General features: G+C 69.5%; 22 protein-coding genes and 1 tRNA gene. 21 read left to right on the top strand and 2 right to left on the bottom strand.

Features of this window, described 5'->3' with window-relative positions; all coding sequences use genetic code 11:
- The first annotated feature begins 42 nt into the window (after positions 1-42).
- From Q2K21_RS06660 to Q2K21_RS06720, 13 genes are all read left to right on the top strand, one after another.
- On the top strand, positions 43-399 hold the full coding sequence (locus Q2K21_RS06660) for an SCO3933 family regulatory protein (protein ID WP_310766923.1): 357 nt from the start codon (positions 43-45) through the stop codon (positions 397-399).
- A 2-nt stretch (positions 400-401) separates the two neighbouring features.
- The gene (locus Q2K21_RS06665; RefSeq protein ID WP_310766926.1) at positions 402-1,757 is read left to right on the top strand and encodes an FtsK/SpoIIIE domain-containing protein; all 1,356 of its coding nucleotides are present in this window, start codon (positions 402-404) and stop codon (positions 1,755-1,757) included.
- A gap of 82 nt (positions 1,758-1,839) precedes the next feature.
- Entirely contained in the window at positions 1,840-2,046 is a 207-nt protein-coding gene (locus Q2K21_RS06670) for a hypothetical protein (protein WP_093678883.1), read from the top strand.
- A 2-nt stretch (positions 2,047-2,048) separates the two neighbouring features.
- Positions 2,049-2,234, top strand: a complete 186-nt coding sequence (locus Q2K21_RS06675; RefSeq protein ID WP_310766930.1) for a hypothetical protein — start codon at positions 2,049-2,051, stop codon at positions 2,232-2,234.
- Between the two features lie 75 nt (positions 2,235-2,309).
- On the top strand, positions 2,310-2,975 hold the full coding sequence (locus Q2K21_RS06680) for a DUF2637 domain-containing protein (protein ID WP_310766932.1): 666 nt from the start codon (positions 2,310-2,312) through the stop codon (positions 2,973-2,975).
- Positions 2,976-2,993: 18 nt separating this feature from the next.
- The gene (locus Q2K21_RS06685; protein ID WP_030610028.1) at positions 2,994-3,185 is read left to right on the top strand and encodes a mobile element transfer protein; all 192 of its coding nucleotides are present in this window, start codon (positions 2,994-2,996) and stop codon (positions 3,183-3,185) included.
- 12 nt (positions 3,186-3,197) lie between these two features.
- Complete coding sequence (locus Q2K21_RS06690) at positions 3,198-3,353, top strand: hypothetical protein (protein WP_310766938.1); 156 nt, start codon at positions 3,198-3,200, stop codon at positions 3,351-3,353.
- Positions 3,354-3,376: 23 nt separating this feature from the next.
- A complete protein-coding gene (locus Q2K21_RS06695; protein ID WP_310766941.1) occupies positions 3,377-3,694 on the top strand; it encodes a SpdD-like protein in 318 nt (105 codons plus the stop codon).
- Between the two features lie 90 nt (positions 3,695-3,784).
- Positions 3,785-3,967 carry a hypothetical protein gene (locus Q2K21_RS06700; RefSeq protein ID WP_310766943.1) on the top strand — a complete coding sequence of 61 codons (183 nt, stop codon included), beginning with the start codon at positions 3,785-3,787 and terminating at the stop codon, positions 3,965-3,967.
- Between the two features lie 4 nt (positions 3,968-3,971).
- Entirely contained in the window at positions 3,972-4,214 is a 243-nt protein-coding gene (locus Q2K21_RS06705) for a hypothetical protein (RefSeq protein ID WP_310766946.1), read from the top strand.
- Positions 4,211-5,584, top strand: a complete 1,374-nt coding sequence (gene repSA / locus Q2K21_RS06710; protein WP_310766949.1) for a replication initiator protein RepSA — start codon at positions 4,211-4,213, stop codon at positions 5,582-5,584. Before Q2K21_RS06705 ends, repSA begins: the two co-directional genes overlap by 4 nt.
- 11 nt (positions 5,585-5,595) lie before the next feature.
- Positions 5,596-5,769 carry a helix-turn-helix transcriptional regulator gene (locus Q2K21_RS06715; RefSeq protein WP_078917071.1) on the top strand — a complete coding sequence of 58 codons (174 nt, stop codon included), beginning with the start codon at positions 5,596-5,598 and terminating at the stop codon, positions 5,767-5,769.
- Positions 5,766-7,139: a tyrosine-type recombinase/integrase gene (locus Q2K21_RS06720; protein ID WP_310766952.1), complete on the top strand. Its 1,374-nt coding sequence runs from the start codon at positions 5,766-5,768 to the stop codon at positions 7,137-7,139. Before Q2K21_RS06715 ends, Q2K21_RS06720 begins: the two co-directional genes overlap by 4 nt.
- Positions 7,140-7,251: 112 nt before the next feature.
- On the opposite strand, the gene Q2K21_RS06725 is transcribed toward Q2K21_RS06720, so the two are convergent.
- Together Q2K21_RS06725 and Q2K21_RS06730 are read right to left on the bottom strand one after the other, a co-directional pair.
- On the bottom strand, positions 7,252-7,653 hold the full coding sequence (locus Q2K21_RS06725; protein ID WP_310766954.1) for a hypothetical protein: 402 nt from the start codon (positions 7,651-7,653) through the stop codon (positions 7,252-7,254).
- A gap of 282 nt (positions 7,654-7,935) precedes the next feature.
- Positions 7,936-8,007: transfer RNA gene (locus tag Q2K21_RS06730), tRNA-Arg, on the bottom strand.
- 192 nt (positions 8,008-8,199) lie between these two features.
- On the opposite strand from Q2K21_RS06730, the gene Q2K21_RS06735 reads away from it, so the two are divergent.
- The 8 genes from Q2K21_RS06735 to Q2K21_RS06770 all read left to right on the top strand — a co-directional run bounded on the left by Q2K21_RS06735 (position 8,200) and on the right by Q2K21_RS06770 (position 19,463).
- Positions 8,200-8,682: a response regulator transcription factor gene (locus tag Q2K21_RS06735; protein ID WP_386276023.1), complete on the top strand. Its 483-nt coding sequence runs from the start codon at positions 8,200-8,202 to the stop codon at positions 8,680-8,682.
- Positions 8,683-8,933: 251 nt separating this feature from the next.
- Positions 8,934-10,100 (top strand): ArgS-related anticodon-binding protein NrtL, encoded by a 1,167-nt coding sequence (gene nrtL / locus Q2K21_RS06740; RefSeq protein WP_310766957.1) that lies wholly within the window; start codon positions 8,934-8,936, stop codon positions 10,098-10,100.
- A 103-nt stretch (positions 10,101-10,203) separates the two neighbouring features.
- Entirely contained in the window at positions 10,204-11,595 is a 1,392-nt protein-coding gene (gene lysA / locus Q2K21_RS06745; protein WP_310766961.1) for a diaminopimelate decarboxylase, read from the top strand.
- A 252-nt stretch (positions 11,596-11,847) separates the two neighbouring features.
- Positions 11,848-13,137, top strand: coding sequence for a homoserine dehydrogenase (locus Q2K21_RS06750; protein ID WP_310780674.1), 1,290 nt, complete (start codon positions 11,848-11,850; stop codon positions 13,135-13,137).
- Between the two features lie 6 nt (positions 13,138-13,143).
- The gene (gene thrC / locus Q2K21_RS06755) at positions 13,144-14,202 is read left to right on the top strand and encodes a threonine synthase (protein ID WP_310766963.1); all 1,059 of its coding nucleotides are present in this window, start codon (positions 13,144-13,146) and stop codon (positions 14,200-14,202) included.
- A gap of 433 nt (positions 14,203-14,635) precedes the next feature.
- A complete protein-coding gene (thrB, locus tag Q2K21_RS06760) occupies positions 14,636-15,553 on the top strand; it encodes a homoserine kinase (RefSeq protein ID WP_310766966.1) in 918 nt (305 codons plus the stop codon).
- Between the two features lie 408 nt (positions 15,554-15,961).
- The gene (gene rho, locus Q2K21_RS06765) at positions 15,962-17,971 is read left to right on the top strand and encodes a transcription termination factor Rho (RefSeq protein WP_310766968.1); all 2,010 of its coding nucleotides are present in this window, start codon (positions 15,962-15,964) and stop codon (positions 17,969-17,971) included.
- A gap of 352 nt (positions 17,972-18,323) precedes the next feature.
- Positions 18,324-19,463 carry an LCP family protein gene (locus Q2K21_RS06770; protein ID WP_310766970.1) on the top strand — a complete coding sequence of 380 codons (1,140 nt, stop codon included), beginning with the start codon at positions 18,324-18,326 and terminating at the stop codon, positions 19,461-19,463.
- Positions 19,464-19,472: the final 9 nt, after the last annotated feature.

The raw sequence follows: 19,472 nt of genomic DNA on the forward strand, positions 1-19,472 counted from the left end.
ACGTACTAAGTACGTCAAGTAGTCGCATCTAGGAGCGCACTCATGCGTCAGATCCCCGTCGACACCTCCGCCGCCACCGTGATGGTCGCCCAGCCCCCGCAGAAGAAGATCCGTGACCGCCGCTCCGGTGAGATCGCCACCGACGCCGAGACCGGCGCCGACCTGATGACCGTGGACGTGATGTTCGCGCTCAACGGTGAGGTTGAGATCCTGACCGTGACCGTTCCCGAGCCGGGCATCACCGGTGAGCTGATGATGGGCACCCCCGTCGCGCTGACCGGTCTGATCGCCCGGCCGTGGGAGAACGAGTTCAACGGCCAGAAGCGTCACGGCATCGCGTTCCGCGCGGTCGCGGTCACCTCGCTGGCCGCCGGCGCCTCGCAGCCGAAGGCGGCCTGATCATGACCTGGTTAACGGTCGCTCTCGTGCTGGTCGTCGCCGCTGCGGGTCTCCTGCGGTGGCGGCGCCCCGCCTGGTACTGGCTCACCTGCGGTGTCGCCCTGGCGAGTCTTCGGGTTCTGGTCCGGTACGCGTCCGTGATGGACGCCTGCGGGCTGACGGTGCCGCCCTCGCGTTGGCGCCTCGCCCTGGCTCGGGCCACGAACCGACCGGTTCCCGGTCCCCGCGCCCCGCGCATCCTGCGTCTGCGGCCGACCCGGACCGGGTTGGTGCTGCGGCTCAAGCTCCGTCCTGGTCAGGACGCGTTCGACGTGGCGGCCTCGTGTGACCGGTTACGGCACTCGTTCGCCATGTATGGCGTGACCTCGCGGGAGTTGCGTTCGGGTGTCGTGGAAGTGCGGATGACCGGCTACGACGTGCTCAAGCGGGTGCAGATGCCGACCAAGGTCGACACCCGTCCGATGCGGGTCCCGGTCGCTCTCCGGGAAGACGGCGCGGTCCACTACCGCGACTACCGCGCAGTTCCCCACGCGCTCACGCTCGGTGCCACGGAGTCCGGCAAGTCCGTCTATCAGCGCAACCTCGTCGCCGCGCTCGCCCCGCAACGTGTCGCCCTGGTCGGGATCGACTGCAAGCAGGGTGTGGAGCTGTTCCCGCTGGCTCGCCGGTTCTCCGCGCTCGCCGACAACCAGGACACCGCCGCCGAACTCCTCGACGCCTTGGTGTCCCACATGCAGGACGTCTATCAACTCATCCGCGCCGAACAGCGGATCACCGCTGACGTGCCGGACGCCGAGATAGCCGCCGACATCTGGGACCTGCCGGAAGACCTCCGCCCGGTGCCCATCGTGGTCCTGGTCGACGAAGTCGCCGAACTCGCCCTCTTCGCCACCAAGGAGGAAGAGAAGCGCCGGGACCGAATCATCACCGCGCTCGCCCGGCTCGCCCAGCTTGGCCGCGCCGCCGGCATCTACCTCGAAATCTGCGGCCAGCGCTTCGGCTCCGAACTCGGCAAGGGCATCACCATGCTCCGTGCCCAGCTCACCGGCCGTACCGCGCACCGCGTCAACGACGAGTCCTCGGCGAACATGGCCTTCGGGGACATCGCCCCGGACGCCGTCCTCGCCGCGATCCAGATCCCCACCGACATGCCCGGCGTCGCCATCACCGGCGACTCGACCGGAGGATGGGCCCGTATCCGCGCCCCGCACACCTCGCTGCGGCAGGCCGTGAACACCTGCAATCGGTACGCCGACTTGGCCCCGAACCTGCCCGCCCTGGCTCCCTTCCGCCCGGCGCTCGCCATCCCGACGCCGGTTGAAGCCCCGGCCGTCGAGTCCATCCCGGCTACCGCCTAATTCCTCCCGCTCCACGGCTGGCGCGACCGCATCGCGCCAGGTCCCTACCCGAGCCATGCCCGAAGAAGGGAGATCGCCCGCCATGTGCCCCGACTGTGAGGACTTCACCCGCACCGTGGTGATGCTCGGCGACCTGGCCCTGTACGCCGACAGGATCGGCGCTGACCAGGACTTCATCGACACCGTGGGCCCGTGCTTGGCGGCGTCGCTGCCGGAGCCGCCGCCCGGCACCTTCCCGCCCGGCTATGACCCGAACGAGGGCCCCGAGTACCCCGGCGAGGGGTGGTGACCGTGCCGACCGCGAAGAAGCCCGCCGCCCGCCGCAAGCCCCGGCCGAAGCCGTGCCCCGACTGCAACGGCACCGGCGAGATCACCGAAACCGTCCGGGTTGGCGCCCGTAAGGGCCGTGCCACCGACAACCGGCAGACCGGCCTGTGCCTGACCTGCTGGGGATCCGGCGAAGCCACCACCGACTGAACCCCTGCCGGGGCTGGGCGGCCGGACTCGATCCTCGCCCCGCCCCTGGCCCAACCCGCAAAGGGAGGTGACGACATGACCCGCTCGATCCGCCCGGACGCCGTCCTCGTACAGGCCGTGATCGCCGGCGCTCTGTCCTTCGCCCACCTTCACGACCTGGCCGCCGCCGCCGGACAGTCCGGCTGGAAGGCATGGGCCTACCCAATCAGCGTCGACCTGCTCCTGGTCGCCGCCTGGCGTCGGCTGCGCAACAGCGGCCCGTCCCGGCTGGCCTGGTGCTGGTTCCTGATCGCGCTGTTCGCCTCGCTCGGCGCCAACGTCGCCACCGCTGGCTTCCTCGACCTGGCCAACCCGCCCGCGCTGCTCCGACTCGGCATCGCCGGCTGGCCCGCGCTCGCCTTCCTCGGCGGCACCCTGCTCGCGCACTCGGCCAGCGACCCGGCACCGGTAGCGGCGGCTCCTGTCCCGGCCACTGATCCGGCTCCTGAGTCCGACGCCGAACCGGAGTCCATTCCGGAGCCGGTGGCCGCCGCCGACGACACCCCGGCGCTACCCGCCGCCGACCCGGCCCCCGCCCCTGCTCCCGAGGTGGCGGTCCCGGCTCCGCTGGTCGCTCATGCGCGCAAGGTCGCCGCCGACCACGAGGCCCGTACCGGCTCCCCGATCGACACCGACACCCTCCGCGCCCGCCTCGGCGTCCCCGCGCCCATGGCCGACGCCATCGCCGCCCAACTCGCCTGACAGGCAAGGAGTTCAGCAATGCCCATGCGCGACTTCTTCCACTCCGTGATGCAGATCGGTCCGGTGCAGATCGGCACCCACCGCGACCGCCACGGCCAGACCAAGCACGCCGCCGTGTGCACCTCCGACGACTGCGGTTGGTCCGCCGACTACTCCAGCCAGTCCGCCGCCCAGCTCGCCGCCCGCACCCACCGCTGCCGCGTCCGCTAGGAGTCCACCGCCATGCAGGTCCCGCTCTGGTTCGCGCTCCTCGTCATCGGCTACCTCGGCGTCAAGCTCATCCGCCCGCCGGCCTGGCTCATCGCCGTGCTCCTGCTCGGCGGCTTCCTCCTCGCCGACAGCGTCTTGGCCCCCGCCATCAACGGCCTGATCAAGTAACCCCCTCGGAAGGGAGTCCCACCATGCTCCGCCCGAAGATCCCCACCATGCCCACCCCGACCGGACACGTCACCCCGCCCGCCGCCGTGGAGCCGACCGCCATCGTTCCCAGCGTCCAGACCCCGCCGGCCGCCCCGACGACCCCGGCGCCGTCCCGCCCGGTGGTCCAGCTCACCCCCGGCACCGTGCTTGCCCTCGTCGGCGGCGGCACCGCCGTGGTCCTGGTCGTCGGCGCCGTCCTCGTCTCCATGCTCCTGGCGGTCGCCATCACCGGCGCATCGGTAGCCGTGGTCGCCGTCGTCCTGCGCTCGCTGCTGGCCTCCGAGACCAAGCGGCGCTGACCGGCCCCCGGAGCGGCCTCGGTCGCCAAACTTCCGCCGCTCCGGGCGCCTCCCCTTCCCGATCCACGGACCAGAAAGGCACGGCCCATCATGCCCCAGAGCAACCCGAGCATGCCGATCTGCCGCGACTGCGACGGCTTCGCCACCGTCGCCATCGACACCGGCACCCGCCACACCGACGGCACCCGCGTCACCCTCCGCGTCGACTGCCCGACCTGCAAGGGCACCGGCCACACCCGCCCCGCCGCCTCGCTCGTGCGGACCGGGAGGTGAGGACATGAGGACCCTCACCACCTCAGCGCATCTGGAGCCGGACACCACCACCCGCGTGAACGTGTTCGCCCCCACGCCCGGCGAGGACGGCTTCGTCAGCCTCCGTGTCGGCGGCGAGTTCATCGACGTGGCGCTGATCGCTCAACCGGGATGTGCTGACGCCCTGCGCGCTCTGGCTCGCGCGGCTGAGGAAGCCGCCGTGGCACTGGATTGCATCGCCGAGATCGCTCCGGAGGGTGCCGCATGACCGACACCGCGACCTTTGCGGGCCTGGACCCGGTCACCCTGGGGGATCTCCTCCGGGTGGCCGGGCTTCCCGGCTTCGACCGCTGGCAAGACCAGATCAAGCGCACCGGCGGCTGCTCCGACCCCATCCATCTGCGCGGCTGGGTGGTCCACAAGGACAAGGTCACCGGTGAGACCCTGCACCGCTACAGCACCGAAAACGAGCCCGGCGGACGGCTCCGCGTCGCCTGTCGCAACCGCCGGGCCTCCCGCTGCCCCGCCTGCGCCTGGACCTACGCTGGGGACACCTACCACCTGATCCGCGCCGGACTCGCCGGCGACCCGGACAAGGACATCCCCAGCACCGTGCGGGATCACCCGCGGGTGTTCGCCACCTTCACCGCGCCCTCGTTCGGCCCGGTCCACAACCGGCCCGACCGTGGCGCCTGCCGCTGTGGCACCCGCCACCCCGCCGACGACCCCGCCCTCGGTACGGCGCTCGATCCGGGCACGTACGACTACGCCGGCGCCGTGCTGTTCAACAACCACGCGGGTGAGCTGTGGATGCGCACCATCAACCGGCTCCGCCGCGAGATCGCCAAGCGCGCCGGACTGACACAGCGCGAACTCGCCGAGACCTGCCGACTGTCCTACGGCAAGGTCGCCGAGTTCCAGAAGCGGGGCGCCGTCCACTTCCATGCCGTGATCCGCCTCGACGGTCCCGACGGAGCCGACTCCGCCCCGCCGTCCTGGGCCACGACCGACCTGCTCACCGACGCCATCCGCGCCGCCGCCGCGCACCCGTACAGCCGCGTCAGTGTTCCCGCCGCCGGTGAGCAACCCGCCCGCACCTTCCAGTGGGGCCGACAGCTCGACGTACGGCCGGTCAAGGCGTTCGGTGACGGCTCCGACCTCACGGAACAGGCGGTCGCCTCCTACGTGGCCAAGTACGCCACCAAGGCGGCCGAGAACACCGGTACCCTCGACCGGCGCATCGGCGAACTCTCCGAACTCGACCGCCACGGCGTCCCCGACCACGCCCGGCGCCTGATCACCGCATGCCGAGACCTCGATGAGCTGTACCCGGACCGGCGCCTGTGGGCCTGGGCTCACATGCTCGGCTTCCGCGGGCACTTCTCGTCCAAGTCCCGCCGCTACTCGACCACGCTCGGCGCCCTCCGCCAGACACGCGCCGAGTACCGCGCCGCGCAGGAACGCGCTGCCCTCGGCCTGGACGAACACGAGCCGGACACCGTCCTCGTCCTCGCCGACTGGCAGTACGCCGGCCACGGTCATACCCCGGGTGAATCCGCCCTCGCCGCCACCATCCGGCGGGACATCGAACTCAACCGCGAAACCGCACGCGAAGCCTTGGAAGGAGAACTGGCGTGAAAGACGAGCTGATGACCGTTCCGGAAATCCTCGCCGAACTCAAAGGGGTATCACGTCGGACCTTCTACCGCTGGCGAGAATTGGGGCAGGCTCCGCGAGCTTTCAAGCTGCCCAATGGCGAACTGCGGGTGTGGCGCAGCGACTTCACGGCCTGGCTGAACAGCCGAGAGAGGGCAGCGGCGTGAAGTCACTCGACGTGAAGGTCTGGGGCGTTCGGAAGAGGAACACCAAGAAACCGTCCTATGACGTGAGGTGGATCGTCTCCGGGAACGTGTTCTCCGAACAGTTCCGCACCAAGGGACTCGCGGACAACTACCGTTCCAAGCTCCTGCGTGCAATGCGCGACGGTGAGGAGTTCGACGCGGCTACCGGGATGCCGGACTCGATGGTCGAAAAGGCGCCCTCGATGACGTGGTACGCCTTCGCCTTGAAATACCTGGCCATGAAGTGGCCGCACGCTGCGCCGAACACCCGCGACGGGATCAACGAGTCGTTGACCGCTGTCACCGTGGCTCTCCTCGACGATCGTCCTGGGCGGCCGGCCGATGACCTCCTCAGGAAGGCGCTTCGTAACTGGGCTTTCGTCCTTCCCGGTCCGGACGACCGCGAGTTGCCGACCGAGATCGCGAACACCCTGCACTGGGTGGCCAAGGCATCGCGCCCTCTCTCGGACCTCGCCGACGCAGTGGTCGGCAGGGCGGTCCTGGACTCCCTGAAGCTCAAGCTCGATGGAACGGCGGCTGCGGCAGAAACCGTACGGCGCAAGCGGCGGACTCTGGTCAACGCTATGCACTACGCTGTGGATCTCGGCGAGTTCAAGGAGAATCCGATCACTGCGGTTCGCTGGAAGAAACCGAAGGTGGTCAAGGAAGTAGATCCCCGAGTAGTGGCGAACCCTGAACAGGCTCGTGCTCTGCTGACTGCGGTCTCGTACGTTGGCGGATATGGCCGTGCGCGCGGCCGGCGACTCGTCGGCTTGTTCGCCTGCATGTACTACGGCGCTCTTCGCTCGGCTGAGGCTGTCGGCCTCAAAGAGGCAGACCTGAAACTGCCGGAAACGGGCTGGGGAACGGCTCTGCTGAATCGCACCCGCCCCAGCGTCGGCAAGCGATGGACCGACTCTGGTGAGACGCACGACGATCGCGGACTTAAAAACCGGCCCGTCGAAGAGGTGCGGCCCGTGCCGATTCCGCCGCAGCTCGTTGCCATCCTCCGGGATCACCTCGACACCTTCGGCACCGCGACGGACGGGCGGCTGTTCACCAACGAGCGTGGGGGAGTGGTCGGCTCCTCCACTTACTACCGCGTGTGGCAGGAGGCTCGTGCGCTGGCTCTCCCGCCGGCCGTGGTTGCCTCGCCGCTCGCTGCACGCCCGTACGACCTTCGGCACTCGGCGCTGTCGACGTGGCTCAACTCGGGCGTTGACCCGACCGAGGTCGCCGAGCGTGCGGGCAACAGCGTCGAGGTGCTGCTGAGCCGCTACGCTAAGTGCATCGACGGTCGGCAGGAGATCGCCAACCGCAAGATCGAAGAGCTGCTGCGCGAGTACGAGTGAGGCAGCTCAACGCGAGGCTTTAGCCCCCTGGACTCTTCCAGGGGGCTCTACATTTATTTCAGGCGAGCCTGCCCGCTAAGAGGATTCACGGCTGTACTCGCTTGCTCAGACGTCATGTTTCATGACGTTGCGCGGTCCTCTCCCGCTCAGCTAGTGCGGCACGGTACAGCTGAACGATCTCAGCATCTGAGAGCTGCGCGGCAGCCCCGTGGCTTCCCGCCTCACGGCTGAGCCATTGGACTCTCTCCAGTAGTTCAGTGCCGGGTGTGCCCCGTCGCCAGGCCACGATGTGGTGGTTCTGCCTGCTTGGTAGGCGAACAGGTAGGTGCTCGAACTGTCGGGCGCGCAGGATCTCGGTGATATGCGTGAGAGCTTTCCCTCGCAAGCTCCGGTGCTTCCCGATGCGGCGGAGTTGTTCCATCGAGAAGATCTCGATCTCGCCGCGGCCTGCAAACGTCTCGATGATGCGCACGGCCTCGGAAGTGGCACGCAGGCGTTCAACTGCGGTTGTCATCGTCCCCCCTTGGACATGGCAGCGTGGGGGCAGCCTAGGGCGCGGCTGGCGTGGGCGCATGGCGAATGCCAGAGTGGTCTGCGGCGAGCCGGTCAGCGATGGGCCGCCCGGTGACCTCTCTTCGCAGCGGCTGACCAGGGAAGATGACCCAAGATCCTGTCCATGAATAGTCCACAGAGCCCGTCCTAGGGCCGCTCAGCGCTGCATACGCCTGCACAAACACAAAGACCCCGCACTCAGCGTTTCCGCTGGTCACGGGGTCTTTTGGCACCTCATACAGGGTGCCCCCGGCAGGATTCGAACCTGCGCACACGGCTCCGGAGGCCGTTGCTCTATCCCCTGAGCTACGGGGGCGTGTCGGCCGCTCTCTGCGGTGACGGGTAGAACCCTACCAGCTCTTTCGGGGTCGTCATGAACGTTTACCGGGCGGTCCCGTCGAGGGTGGCTTCCCTGCATGGAGTGGAAGCGTCGAGGCCGGCTCGCCCGGACGGGGTGGAAGTGGGGAAAACCCGGACGCGACCCCCTGTGCCGACCTACTCTCGAGTTGTGCCAGGCGCGTCCGGCCGGGTTCTTGTTGTGGACGACAACAAGGTCATCCGGCAGCTGATCAGGGTCAACCTCGAGCTGGAGGGCATCGAGGTCGTGACCGCGGCCGACGGTGCCGAGTGTCTGGACGTCGTCCATCAGGTGCGGCCCGATGTGGTCACCCTCGATGTCGTCATGCCCCGGCTCGACGGGCTGCGCACCGCCGCGCGGCTCCGTGCCGATCCCCGTACCCGCGGTCTCCCCCTCGCCATCATCAGCGCCTGCACGCAGTACGAGGTCGAGAGCGGCCTCGACGTCGGTGTTGACGCGTTTCTCGCCAAGCCCTTTGAGCCCAACGAACTCGTCCAGCTCGTGAAGGAGTTGATGGAGCGTCGCGGGCGCGTCGGAGCGGAAGCGTCCCGCTTCGGGCGCGTCCTCGATCTCGATGCGGACGAGGCCGAGTGCGCCGGACGCGCCGATCATGCGGGGCATGCGGGCGGCTGACCGTCCGGCTATCCGGCCATCCGGCCACCGTCGGACAGGGGCACTGGGTCAGCCAAGGAGCACCGCCGGGCAGGGGGAGCGGATCGGCCAAGCACCGCTAAGGCCGGTCAACAGTTGATCAAGCATTGATCAGGATCGGGCCACGGTTGGGCCAGAGTTCCACCCCAGGCCGCACCCCACCCCGTCCACATCCCGGACCCCCGCCCAAATCGGCTCGCCTACCCACCCCCCTCCTCCCATACCCTTGTCCCGTGACCCCCGTCGAGCTCTCCCGCACCGTGCTGCGCGCGGTGCGTCGTGCTGTGGATGACGGGGAGCTGAGCGTGCCCGTGCCCGCACGTGCTGTGGTCACTCCGCCCGGGCCCGGAGGCTGTGGCGACTACGCCACCAACATCGCCCTCCAGCTCGCCCGTCCGGCGGGGAAGCCGCCCCTCGACGTCGCCGAGATTCTGCGCCCCCGCCTCCGTGACACGGCCGGCGTCGCCGACGTCGAGATCACCGGGCCCGGTTTCCTCAACATCCACCTCGAACGGGCCACCGCCACCGCCGCCCTCGTCCGCGAGATTCTCGAACGGCGGGACGGAAGCGACCCCCACCGCCTCGGCAGTACCAGTGGCAGCAGCAGCCCCGCCGCTTACGGCCACACCCCCACCCTCACCGGCCACGTCATCCCCCTCCGCATCCCCTACGACATCCGCGCCGAAGTCGTCGCCGACACCCTCGTCCGGGTGATCGCCACCCAGGGCGGCCGCGCCGAAGTCGACCACGCGCGGCCCGGAGAGCCCGTGGACCTGCGGCCCGTCCCCGCCCCGGAGGATCCCGCCCCCCTCGGCCCCGACGCCGCCCGCTGGGCTCTGCTGTACCCCGCCGCCCACGACCGGCCCCGGATCACCGCCGACCATCTCCTTCAGCGCGAGAGCAACCCCCTCTTCCGCGTCCGCTACGCCCACGCCCGTGCCCGCGCGCTCACCCGCAACGCCGCCCGGTTGGGTTTTGAGGCCGTCCCCGGCGACGTCTCCGACACGGCTCGTCTGGCATTCGACGACACGGCCCGTCTCGCATTCGACGGCACGCCCCGTCCCGCATTCGACGGCGCCCCCGGTCACGTACCCGATGCGACGCCGCTGGTGCCTGGCGCGGCCTCCCACGTCTCCGACGCGACCCCCCTCCTCCGCGCCCTAGCCGGATACCCCACCGCCCTCACCCAGGCGGCCGCCCACCGCGCGCCCGACCGGCTCGCCCGGCACCTTGTCGGCGTTGCCGATGCCCTGCTCGCCTTTCAGCACACCGTGCTCCCGCTCGGCGACGAGAAACCCTCGGCCGCCCACCGGGCCCGGCTCGCGCTCGCCGAAGCCGCCGGGACGGTGCTGGCCGGCGGCCTGTCCCTGCTCGGCATCAGCGCACCCGACTACCTCTGAGACCTCTGGGACCTCTGATGAGACCTCTGATGAGACCTATGAGATCTCCGAGATCTTCGAGACCTCCGCGATCTTCGAGACTTCCGAGAAAGCCCTCACCGACATGAGCCGTTCCGCACACCCCGCCGGGCCCCGCCACGCCGACGTCCTCCCCGACGGCCACTACTCCGCCCCGCCCGCCGACCTCAACGCCCTCGACGTCAAGGTGTGGGCCCAGACCGTCACCCGCAATGACGACGGAGTCGTCACCGTCGGCGGCATCGACGTGAAGACCCTCGCCGAGCAGTTCGGCACCCCCGGCTACTTCCTCGACGAGGCCGACTTCCGGGCCCGTGCGCGCGCCTGGCGTACCGCCTTCGGGGCCGACGCCGACGTTTTCTACGCCGGGAAGGCTTTCCTGTCCCGCGCCGTCGTGCGGTGGCTGCATGAAGAGGGGCTCAATCTCGACGTGTGCACCGGCGGTGAGCTCACCACCGCCCTCGCCGGTGGCATGCCCGCCGACCGCATCGCCTTCCACGGCAACAACAAGTCCATCGACGAGATCACGAGGGCCATCGAGGCCGGCGTCGGGCGGATTGTTCTCGACTCCTTCCAGGAGATCGTGCGGGTTGCCCACATCGCCTCCTCCCTCGGTAAGCGGCAGCGGGTGCAGATCCGTATCACCGTCGGCGTCGAGGCTCACACGCACGAGTTCATCGCCACCGCCCACGAGGACCAGAAGTTCGGTATCCCGCTCGCCGGCGGGCAGGCCGCCGAGGCCGTGCGCCGTGCCCTCCAGCTCGACGGGCTCGAACTCATCGGGATTCACAGTCACATCGGGTCCCAGATCTTCGACATGTCGGGCTTTGAAGTCGCCGCCCATCGGGTTGTCGGGCTTCTCAAGGACATTCGCGACGAGCACGGCGTCGAGCTGCCCGAGATCGACCTCGGGGGCGGGCTCGGGATCGCGTACACCAGTGACGACGATCCCCGTGAACCCCACGAGATCGCCAAGGCGCTGACCGAGATCGTCAGCCGCGAGTGCGAGTCCGCACGCCTTCGCACTCCCCGCATCTCCGTCGAGCCCGGGCGCGCCATCGTCGGGCCCACCGCCTTCACCCTCTACGAGGTCGGCACGATCAAGCCCCTCGACGGGCTGCGCACCTACGTCTCCGTCGACGGCGGCATGTCCGACAACATCCGCACCGCGCTGTACGACGCCGAGTACAGCGTCGCCCTCGTCTCCCGTACCTCCGAGGCTGAGCCCATGCTCGTCCGTGTCGTCGGCAAGCACTGCGAGAGCGGGGACATCGTGGTGCGGGACGCCTTCCTGCCCGCCGATCTGGCACCCGGTGACCTCATCGCCGTGCCCGCCACCGGCGCGTACTGCCGTTCCATGGCCAGCAACTACAACCACGCGCTGCGCCCGCCCGTCGTCGCCGTGCGCGACGGCGAGGCCCGGGTGATCGTCCGCCGTGAGACGGAGGATGACCTCCTCCGCCTCGATGTCGGGTGACACTCGATGTCGGGTGGCAGCAGGCCGATACAGCAGCAGGCCGATAAATACGCCGCAAGACCCGCAAATACACCGCAAGGCCCGCGGCGGAAGAGCTGCGACAGATCTGCGGGAGATCTGCGAAAGATCTCCCGTCTTCCGCCGCCGACAAGATGAAATAGACATCTCACGATCCGGACGAAGGGTAGAAACTACCGTCCGGTGAGTGAGACTGGTCCAACCGTAGACCGCATGAGGAAACGAGGTCGGATGATGCGTACGCGTCCGCTGAAGGTGGCGCTGCTGGGCTGTGGGGTTGTCGGCTCAGAGGTGGCGCGCATCATGACGACGCACGCCGACGACCTCGCGGCCCGGATCGGGGCCCCCGTCGAGCTGGCGGGGGTCGCCGTCCGGAGGCCTTCCAAGGTGCGCGAGGGCATCGATCCCGATCTCGTCACCACCGACGCCACCGCCCTCGTCAAACGCGGGGACATTGATGTCGTCGTCGAGGTCATCGGCGGTATCGAGCCGGCCCGGACCCTCATCACCACCGCCTTCGAGCACGGCGCCTCCGTCGTCTCCGCCAACAAGGCGCTGCTCGCCCAGGACGGGGCCGCCCTCCACGCGGCGGCCGAGGGGAACGGGAAGGACCTTTACTACGAGGCCGCTGTCGCCGGTGCCATTCCGCTGATCCGGCCGCTGCGCGAGTCCCTCGCCGGTGACAAGGTCAACCGGGTGCTCGGGATCGTCAACGGGACGACCAACTTCATCCTCGACAAGATGGACTCGACGGGCGCCGGGTATCAGGAAGCCCTCGACGAGGCCACCGCCCTCGGGTACGCGGAGGCCGACCCCACCGCCGACGTCGAGGCGTTCGACGCCGCCGCCAAGGCCGCCATCCTCGCCGGGATCGCCTTCCACACGCGTGTGCGCCTCGACGACGTCTACCGCGAGGGAATGACCGAGGTCACCGCCGCCGACTTCGCCTCCGCGAAGCAGATGGGCTGCACCATCAAGCTGCTCGCCATTTGCGAGCGTGCCGCAGACGGGGGCTCGGTCACCGCGCGCGTGCACCCCGCCATGATTCCGCTGACCCACCCGCTCGCCTCCGTGCGCGGCGCGTACAACGCGGTCTTCGTCGAGTCGGATGCCGCCGGGCAGCTCATGTTCTACGGGCCGGGGGCCGGCGGTGCGCCGACCGCCTCCGCCGTTCTCGGCGATCTCGTCGCCGTCTGCCGCAACCGGCTCAGCGGTGCCACCGGGCCCGGTGAGTCCGCATACGCCGCCCTGCCGGTGTCCCCGATGGGCGATGTCGTCACGCGGTATCACATCAGCCTTGACGTCGCTGACAAACCGGGCGTTCTCGCCCAGGTCGCCACCGTCTTCGCCGAGCACGATGTCTCGATCGATACGGTGCGCCAGCAGGGCAAGGACGGCGAGGCCTCCCTGGTCGTCGTCACCCACCGTGCGTCCGACGCGTCCCTGGCCGGGACCGTCGAGGCGCTGCGCAGCCTCGACACCGTGCGGGGTGTCGCCAGCATCATGCGGGTTGAAGGAGAGTAAGCAGCAATGACCCACCAGTGGCGCGGAATCATCGAGGAGTACCGGGATCGGCTGCCGGTGTCCGACAGCACGCCGGTCGTCACCCTCCGGGAGGGCGGTACGCCGCTCGTGCCCGCGCAGGTGCTCTCCGAGCGCACGGGCTGCGACGTCCACCTCAAGGTGGAGGGTGCCAACCCCACCGGGTCCTTCAAGGACCGCGGCATGACCATGGCCATCAGTAAGGCCAAGGAGGAGGGCGCGAAGGCTGTCATTTGCGCCTCCACCGGTAATACGTCCGCCTCCGCCGCCGCGTACGCCGTGCGCGCCGGGATGGTTTCGGCCGTTCTCGTGCCCCGCGGCAAGATCGCGCTCGGCAAGATGGGGCAAGCGCTGGTGCACGGCGCGAAGATCCTCCAGGTCGACGGCAACTTCGACGACTGCCTCACCCTGGCCCGGGAGCTTTCCGACAACTACCCGGTGGCGCTGGTCAATTCCGTCAATCCGGTGCGTATCGAGGGGCAGAAGACCGCCGCCTTCGAGATCGTGGACATGCTCGGCGACGCGCCCGACATCCACGTACTTCCCGTCGGCAACGCGGGCAACATCACCGCCTATTGGAAGGGCTACAAGGAGTACGCCGCCGACGGCATCGCCGGGCGGACTCCCCGCATGTGGGGCTTCCAGGCCTCCGGCTCGGCGCCGATCGTGCGCGGTGAGGTCGTCAAGGACCCGTCGACCATCGCCACCGCGATCCGCATCGGCAACCCGGCGTCGTGGCAGTACGCCCTGGCGGCCCGGGACGAATCGGGCGGTCTCATCGATGAGGTGACGGACCGTGAGATTCTGCGCGCCTACCGGCTGTTGGCCTCCCAGGAGGGCGTCTTCGTCGAGCCCGCGTCCGCCGCGTCCGTGGCCGGTCTGCTGAAGGCCGCCGAGCAGGGCAAGGTCGATCCCGGGCAGACGATCGTCTGCACCGTGACCGGAAACGGCCTCAAGGACCCCGACTGGGCCGTCGCGGGCGCCCCGCAGCCCGTCACCGTCCCGGTCGACGCGGCGACCGCGGCGGAGCGCCTCGGGCTCGCGTGAACAGCCGCGTTCGCGCCTCGGCTCGCGTAACCAGGTCCTCGGCCCGCGTAACCGGCCCGCGTAACCAGGCCCTCGGCCCGCGTAACCGGGCCCTCAGCCCGCGTAACCGGGCCGCCGACGGGGGATAACCACGGGGGCCACGGGGGATAACCCTGTAGGCATCCGGCAGAGGGTGCACAGGGGGCTTACGACACGCATCGTGCGCCTCCTGTGCGCCCTATGTCGCCACAGAACCTTCCTTCGATAGGCTGTACTGAACCCGCCCGCCGCATATGCCGCGGTACCGCGCCGTCCCTGCGGCCCGGCCCTCGGGTTTTCCGCACGTATCGAAGTCAATCCCGCACGTATCGAAGTCAATCGCAGTCAATCGAAGTACATCGACGTAAATCGAAGTCATTCGACTGTCACGCAGCTCAAGGAGAGTCATCGAGCGATGGCAGGTCCAGCCTTCCGCGCCGCCGCCGTCCGGGTGCGCGTCCCCGCCACCAGCGCCAACCTCGGCCCGGGCTTCGACGCCCTCGGCCTCGCGCTGGGGCTGTACGACGACGTGGTCGTCCGGGTGGCCGACTCCGGGCTGCACATCGACATCGCGGGCGAGGGCAGCGAGACGCTGCCGCGTGACGAGAAGCATCTCCTCGTACGGTCCCTGCGTGCCGCGTTCGACGTCCTGGGCGGGCAGCCCCGCGGTCTGGAAATCGTCTGCGCCAACCGCATTCCGCACGGTCGTGGCCTCGGCTCCTCCTCCGCCGCCATCTGCGCCGGCATCGTCGCCGCCCGCGCCGTGACCATAGGCGGCGACAGCCGGCTCGACGACGCCGCGCTGCTGGAACTCGCCACCGAGATCGAGGGCCACCCGGACAACGTCGCGGCCTGTCTCCTCGGCGGTTTCACTCTCTCCTGGATGGAGCGCGGTGCCGCCCGGGCGATCCGCCTGGACCCCGCAGATTCCATCGTTCCGGTGGTTTTCGTGCCCGGAAAGCCGGTCCTGACCGAGACCGCGCGCGGATTGCTCCCGCGCACCGTGCCGCACGTCGACGCCGCCACCAACGCGGGCCGTGCCGCCCTGCTCGTCGAGGCCCTGACCAGGCGCCCCGAGCTGCTGCTGCCCGCCACCGAAGACCGCCTCCACCAGGAGTACCGCGCCCCGGCCATGCCGGAGAGCGCCGCGCTGGTGGAGCGGCTGCGGGCCGACGGGATCCCCGCGGTGATCTCCGGCGCCGGCCCCACCGTCCTGGCCCTGGCCGACGCCGCGAGCGCCGACAAGGTCGCCGACCTGGCCGGCGAGGGCTGGGCCGCCAACCGGCTGGACCTGGACAGTCAGGGAGCGAGCGTGCTGCCGCTTGCGCCCTGACACACGGTTGCCGGATTTCGAGAGGGGGAATGTTTGTTGGATCCGGTAGTGTTAACCTCAAGTCTGCACCCGACCCAGCCATGGCGAGGTGCTTGGTGTCCCCGTCCGGGACCACCCTTCTTCCGGGAGCTTCCCACGTCGCACTGTGTTTCGTATTTCGTACCTGGGCCGTACGTCGTACGCGGACACTGAGCGGTTTGCCGAGCACGCTCCGGAATCGGCGCGACCGAGCCGCCTGACACAAAACCGGGTGCCACGGCTTCGGGAAGCGCCAATCACCAGAAATTTCCTCCGCCTCTTTGGCGGACCACCGCCCCGGCACGGTTCACACAGACAGGACCGAAGCCGGACAGCACAACCGGTCGCCGAGCCAGACAGGCCGACGTCCGCTCCAGGGAAGGACCCTTCGTGAGCGACACCACCGATCTGATGGGCGCACGTGTCGAGGAGACCGCTGCCGCGCCCGCCACGGACGCTTCCGCGCCTGCCACCGGTGCCGGCTCCCGGCGGCGCCGCGGTACCGGCCTCGAGGGCATGGTGCTGGCCGAGCTGCAGCAGGTCGCGTCCGGCCTCGGTATCAGGGGCACGGCGCGCATGCGCAAGAGCCAGCTGATCGAGGTCATCAAGGAGGCGCAGGCAGGCGCCGGCGCCCCGGCCAAGGCGGCAGCCCCCGTCGGGGACGCCACCGAGACGAAGCCGAAGCGCCGGGCCACCTCCAGGACCCGTACCGGCGGCGACGCCGCTCCGGCCGAGGCCAAGGCCGAGAAGGCCGCCGAGAAGGCCGTGGCCCAGCAGCAGATCGAGATCCCCGGCCAGGGTGCCGGTGACGACGCCCCGGCCGAGCGCCGCCGGCGCCGCGCCACCGCCGAGGCCGGCAGCCCCGAGACGGTCGCCGCCGAGGCGAAGAGCGAGCCGAAGGCCGAGACCCCGGCCCAGCAGGCGCAGCCGCAGGGCGAGGCCAAGGGCGACGCCGCTGACGGCGAGGGCCGTGGCCGTCGCGACCGCCGCGAGCGTGGCCGCGACCGCGACCGCGACCGCCGCGGCAAGGGCGACGACCAGCAGCAGGGCCAGGGCGGCGGCCGTCAGGACCGCCAGGACCGCCAGCAGGGCCAGCAGCAGGGCGGCGGCCGTCAGGACCGTCAGGACCGCAACGTCGGTCCGCAGGACGACGACGACTTCGAGGGCGGACGCCGGGGCCGTCGCGGCCGCTACCGCGACCGCCGTGGCCGTCGCGGCCGTGACGACATGGGCGCGCCCGAGCCGCAGCTCGCCGAGGACGACGTCCTGATCCCCGTCGCGGGCATCCTCGACATCCTCGACAACTACGCGTTCATCCGCACCTCGGGCTACCTGCCCGGCCCCAACGACGTGTACGTCTCCCTCGCCCAGGTCCGCAAGAACGGCCTGCGCAAGGGTGACCACGTCACCGGCGCGGTCCGTCAGCCGAAGGAGGGCGAGCGCCGCGAGAAGTTCAACGCGCTGGTCCGCCTCGACTCCGTCAACGGCATGGCGCCCGAACACGGCCGTGGCCGCCCGGAGTTCAACAAGCTGACGCCGCTGTACCCGCAGGACCGGCTCCGTCTGGAGACCGACCCGGGCGTGCTGACCACCCGCATCATCGACCTGGTGTCGCCGATCGGTAAGGGCCAGCGTGGTCTGATCGTGGCCCCGCCGAAGACCGGCAAGACCATGATCATGCAGGCGATCGCCAACGCGATCACGCACAACAACCCCGAGTGCCACCTGATGGTCGTCCTCGTCGACGAGCGTCCGGAAGAGGTCACCGACATGCAGCGGTCGGTCAAGGGCGAGGTCATCTCCTCGACCTTCGACCGCCCGGCCGAGGACCACACCACGGTCGCGGAGCTCGCCATCGAGCGTGCCAAGCGTCTGGTGGAGCTGGGTCACGACGTCGTCGTGCTGCTCGACTCGATCACGCGTCTGGGCCGTGCGTACAACCTCGCCGCGCCCGCCTCCGGCCGCATCCTGTCCGGTGGTGTCGACTCGACGGCCCTCTACCCGCCGAAGCGCTTCTTCGGTGCGGCCCGCAACATCGAGGACGGCGGTTCGCTGACCATCCTCGCCACCGCCCTGGTGGACACCGGGTCCCGCATGGACGAGGTGATCTTCGAGGAGTTCAAGGGCACCGGCAACATGGAGCTCAAGCTCGACCGGAAGCTCGCCGACAAGCGCATCTTCCCGGCGGTGGACGTCGACGCGTCCGGTACCCGTAAGGAAGAGATCCTGCTCGGCGCCGAGGAGCTCGGCATCGTCTGGAAGCTGCGCCGGGTGCTGCACGCGCTCGACCAGCAGCAGGCGATCGAGCTGCTCCTCGACAAGATGAAGCAGACGAAGTCGAACGTCGAGTTCCTGATGCAGATCCAGAAGTCGACGCCGGCGCCGGGCAACGGCGACTAGCGCTCCGCTGGGGCCGCGGACTGAGGTGGTTTGTTGACCGCGGGTCCGTTCGTGGCTGGTCGCGCAGTTCCCCGCGCCCCTTGAGGGCGCGCTCAAGGGCCGCCTCGTCCGAAAAGGATGGGGCGGCCCTGTGTGCGTAGCGAGACGTTCGCCACAGGTGACCGGTCGCGAGTGGTGCGATGCCTGTGGAGGAAATGCCTGGTGAACGCGCTTTCTGTGCGCTCGGTGGTGACCCAGTGTGTTTGTCGGCCCACGTCGTGGACACTCTGCGTTGTGCAACCCTGTCTCCGGTTTCTCCGTCTGACCGAACGGAGTGACGATGGAGCAGAGGGCGTCCAGGACTGAGGAGCACATGCCTGCCGAGAGCACGCCGGATGTCGGCATAGCCGACGAGGCCACCACGAACGGCTCGCGCCACCGGGGCAAGGGGCGCCGCCGCAGGCCTCACGGCACGCGACGCAAGGCCCTCCTCGTCACCGCCTGGACCGCCGGGGGCATCCTTGTGCTCGGCGGCGCCGGAGCCGGCTACCTCTATTTCACGCTCAACAGCAACATCAAGAGCGTCAACATCAACCAGGCCCTCGGCACCCAACGGCCCGTGAAGGTCGACAACGGCTCCGAGAACATCCTGGTCCTGGGCTCGGACACCCGCTCGGGCAGCAACAAAAAGCTGGGGGGCGGCACCGACGACGGCAGCGCCCGCTCCGACACTGCGATGATCGTGCATGTCTACCAGGGCCACAAGCGGGCCAGCGTGGTCTCCATCCCGCGCGACACCCTCATCGACCGCCCCGAGTGCACCGACTCCAAGGGCACCGCGCACCCGGCGGTCTCCGGCGCGATGTTCAACTCCGCGTACTCCACCGGGGGCGCCGCCTGCGCCGTGAAGACCGTCGAGTCGATCACCGGCATCCGGATGGACCACTACCTCGAGGTCGACTTCTCCGGCTTCCAGAAGCTGATCGACGAACTCGGCGGCGTTCGGGTGACCACCACCAAGGACATCGACGACAAGGACAGCCACCTCGACCTGAAGGCCGGCCCGCACACGCTCGACGGCGAGCAGGCGCTCGGCCTGGTCCGCACCCGGCACGGTGTCGGCGACGGCTCCGACCTCGGCCGGATCCAGCTCCAGCAGGCCTTCGTCAAGGCCCTGGTCGACCAGGTCAAGCACATCGGCATCCTGACCAGCCCGACCAAGCTGTACGACCTCGCCGTCACCGCCACCAAGGCCGTCACCACCGACACCGACCTGGGTTCGGTCACGAAACTGTCGGCCTTCGCGGACGGGCTGAAGGGCATCAGCTCGTCCCACATGAACATGGTGACGATGCCGGTTCAGTACGATCCGGTGAACCCCAACCGTGTCGTGGTGGAGAAGGCCAAGGCGCGGCTGGTGTGGGACGCGCTGAAGAACGACCGGGCGATTCCGGCCAGTGCGACGAAGGGCTCCGCTACGGGGGAGGCGGGCGGGGTTGTGGCCTCGTCCTGAGGGTGCCCG

The organism is Streptomyces sp. CGMCC 4.7035 (genome assembly GCF_031583065.1).
Classification (GTDB): domain Bacteria; phylum Actinomycetota; class Actinomycetes; order Streptomycetales; family Streptomycetaceae; genus Streptomyces; species Streptomyces yaanensis.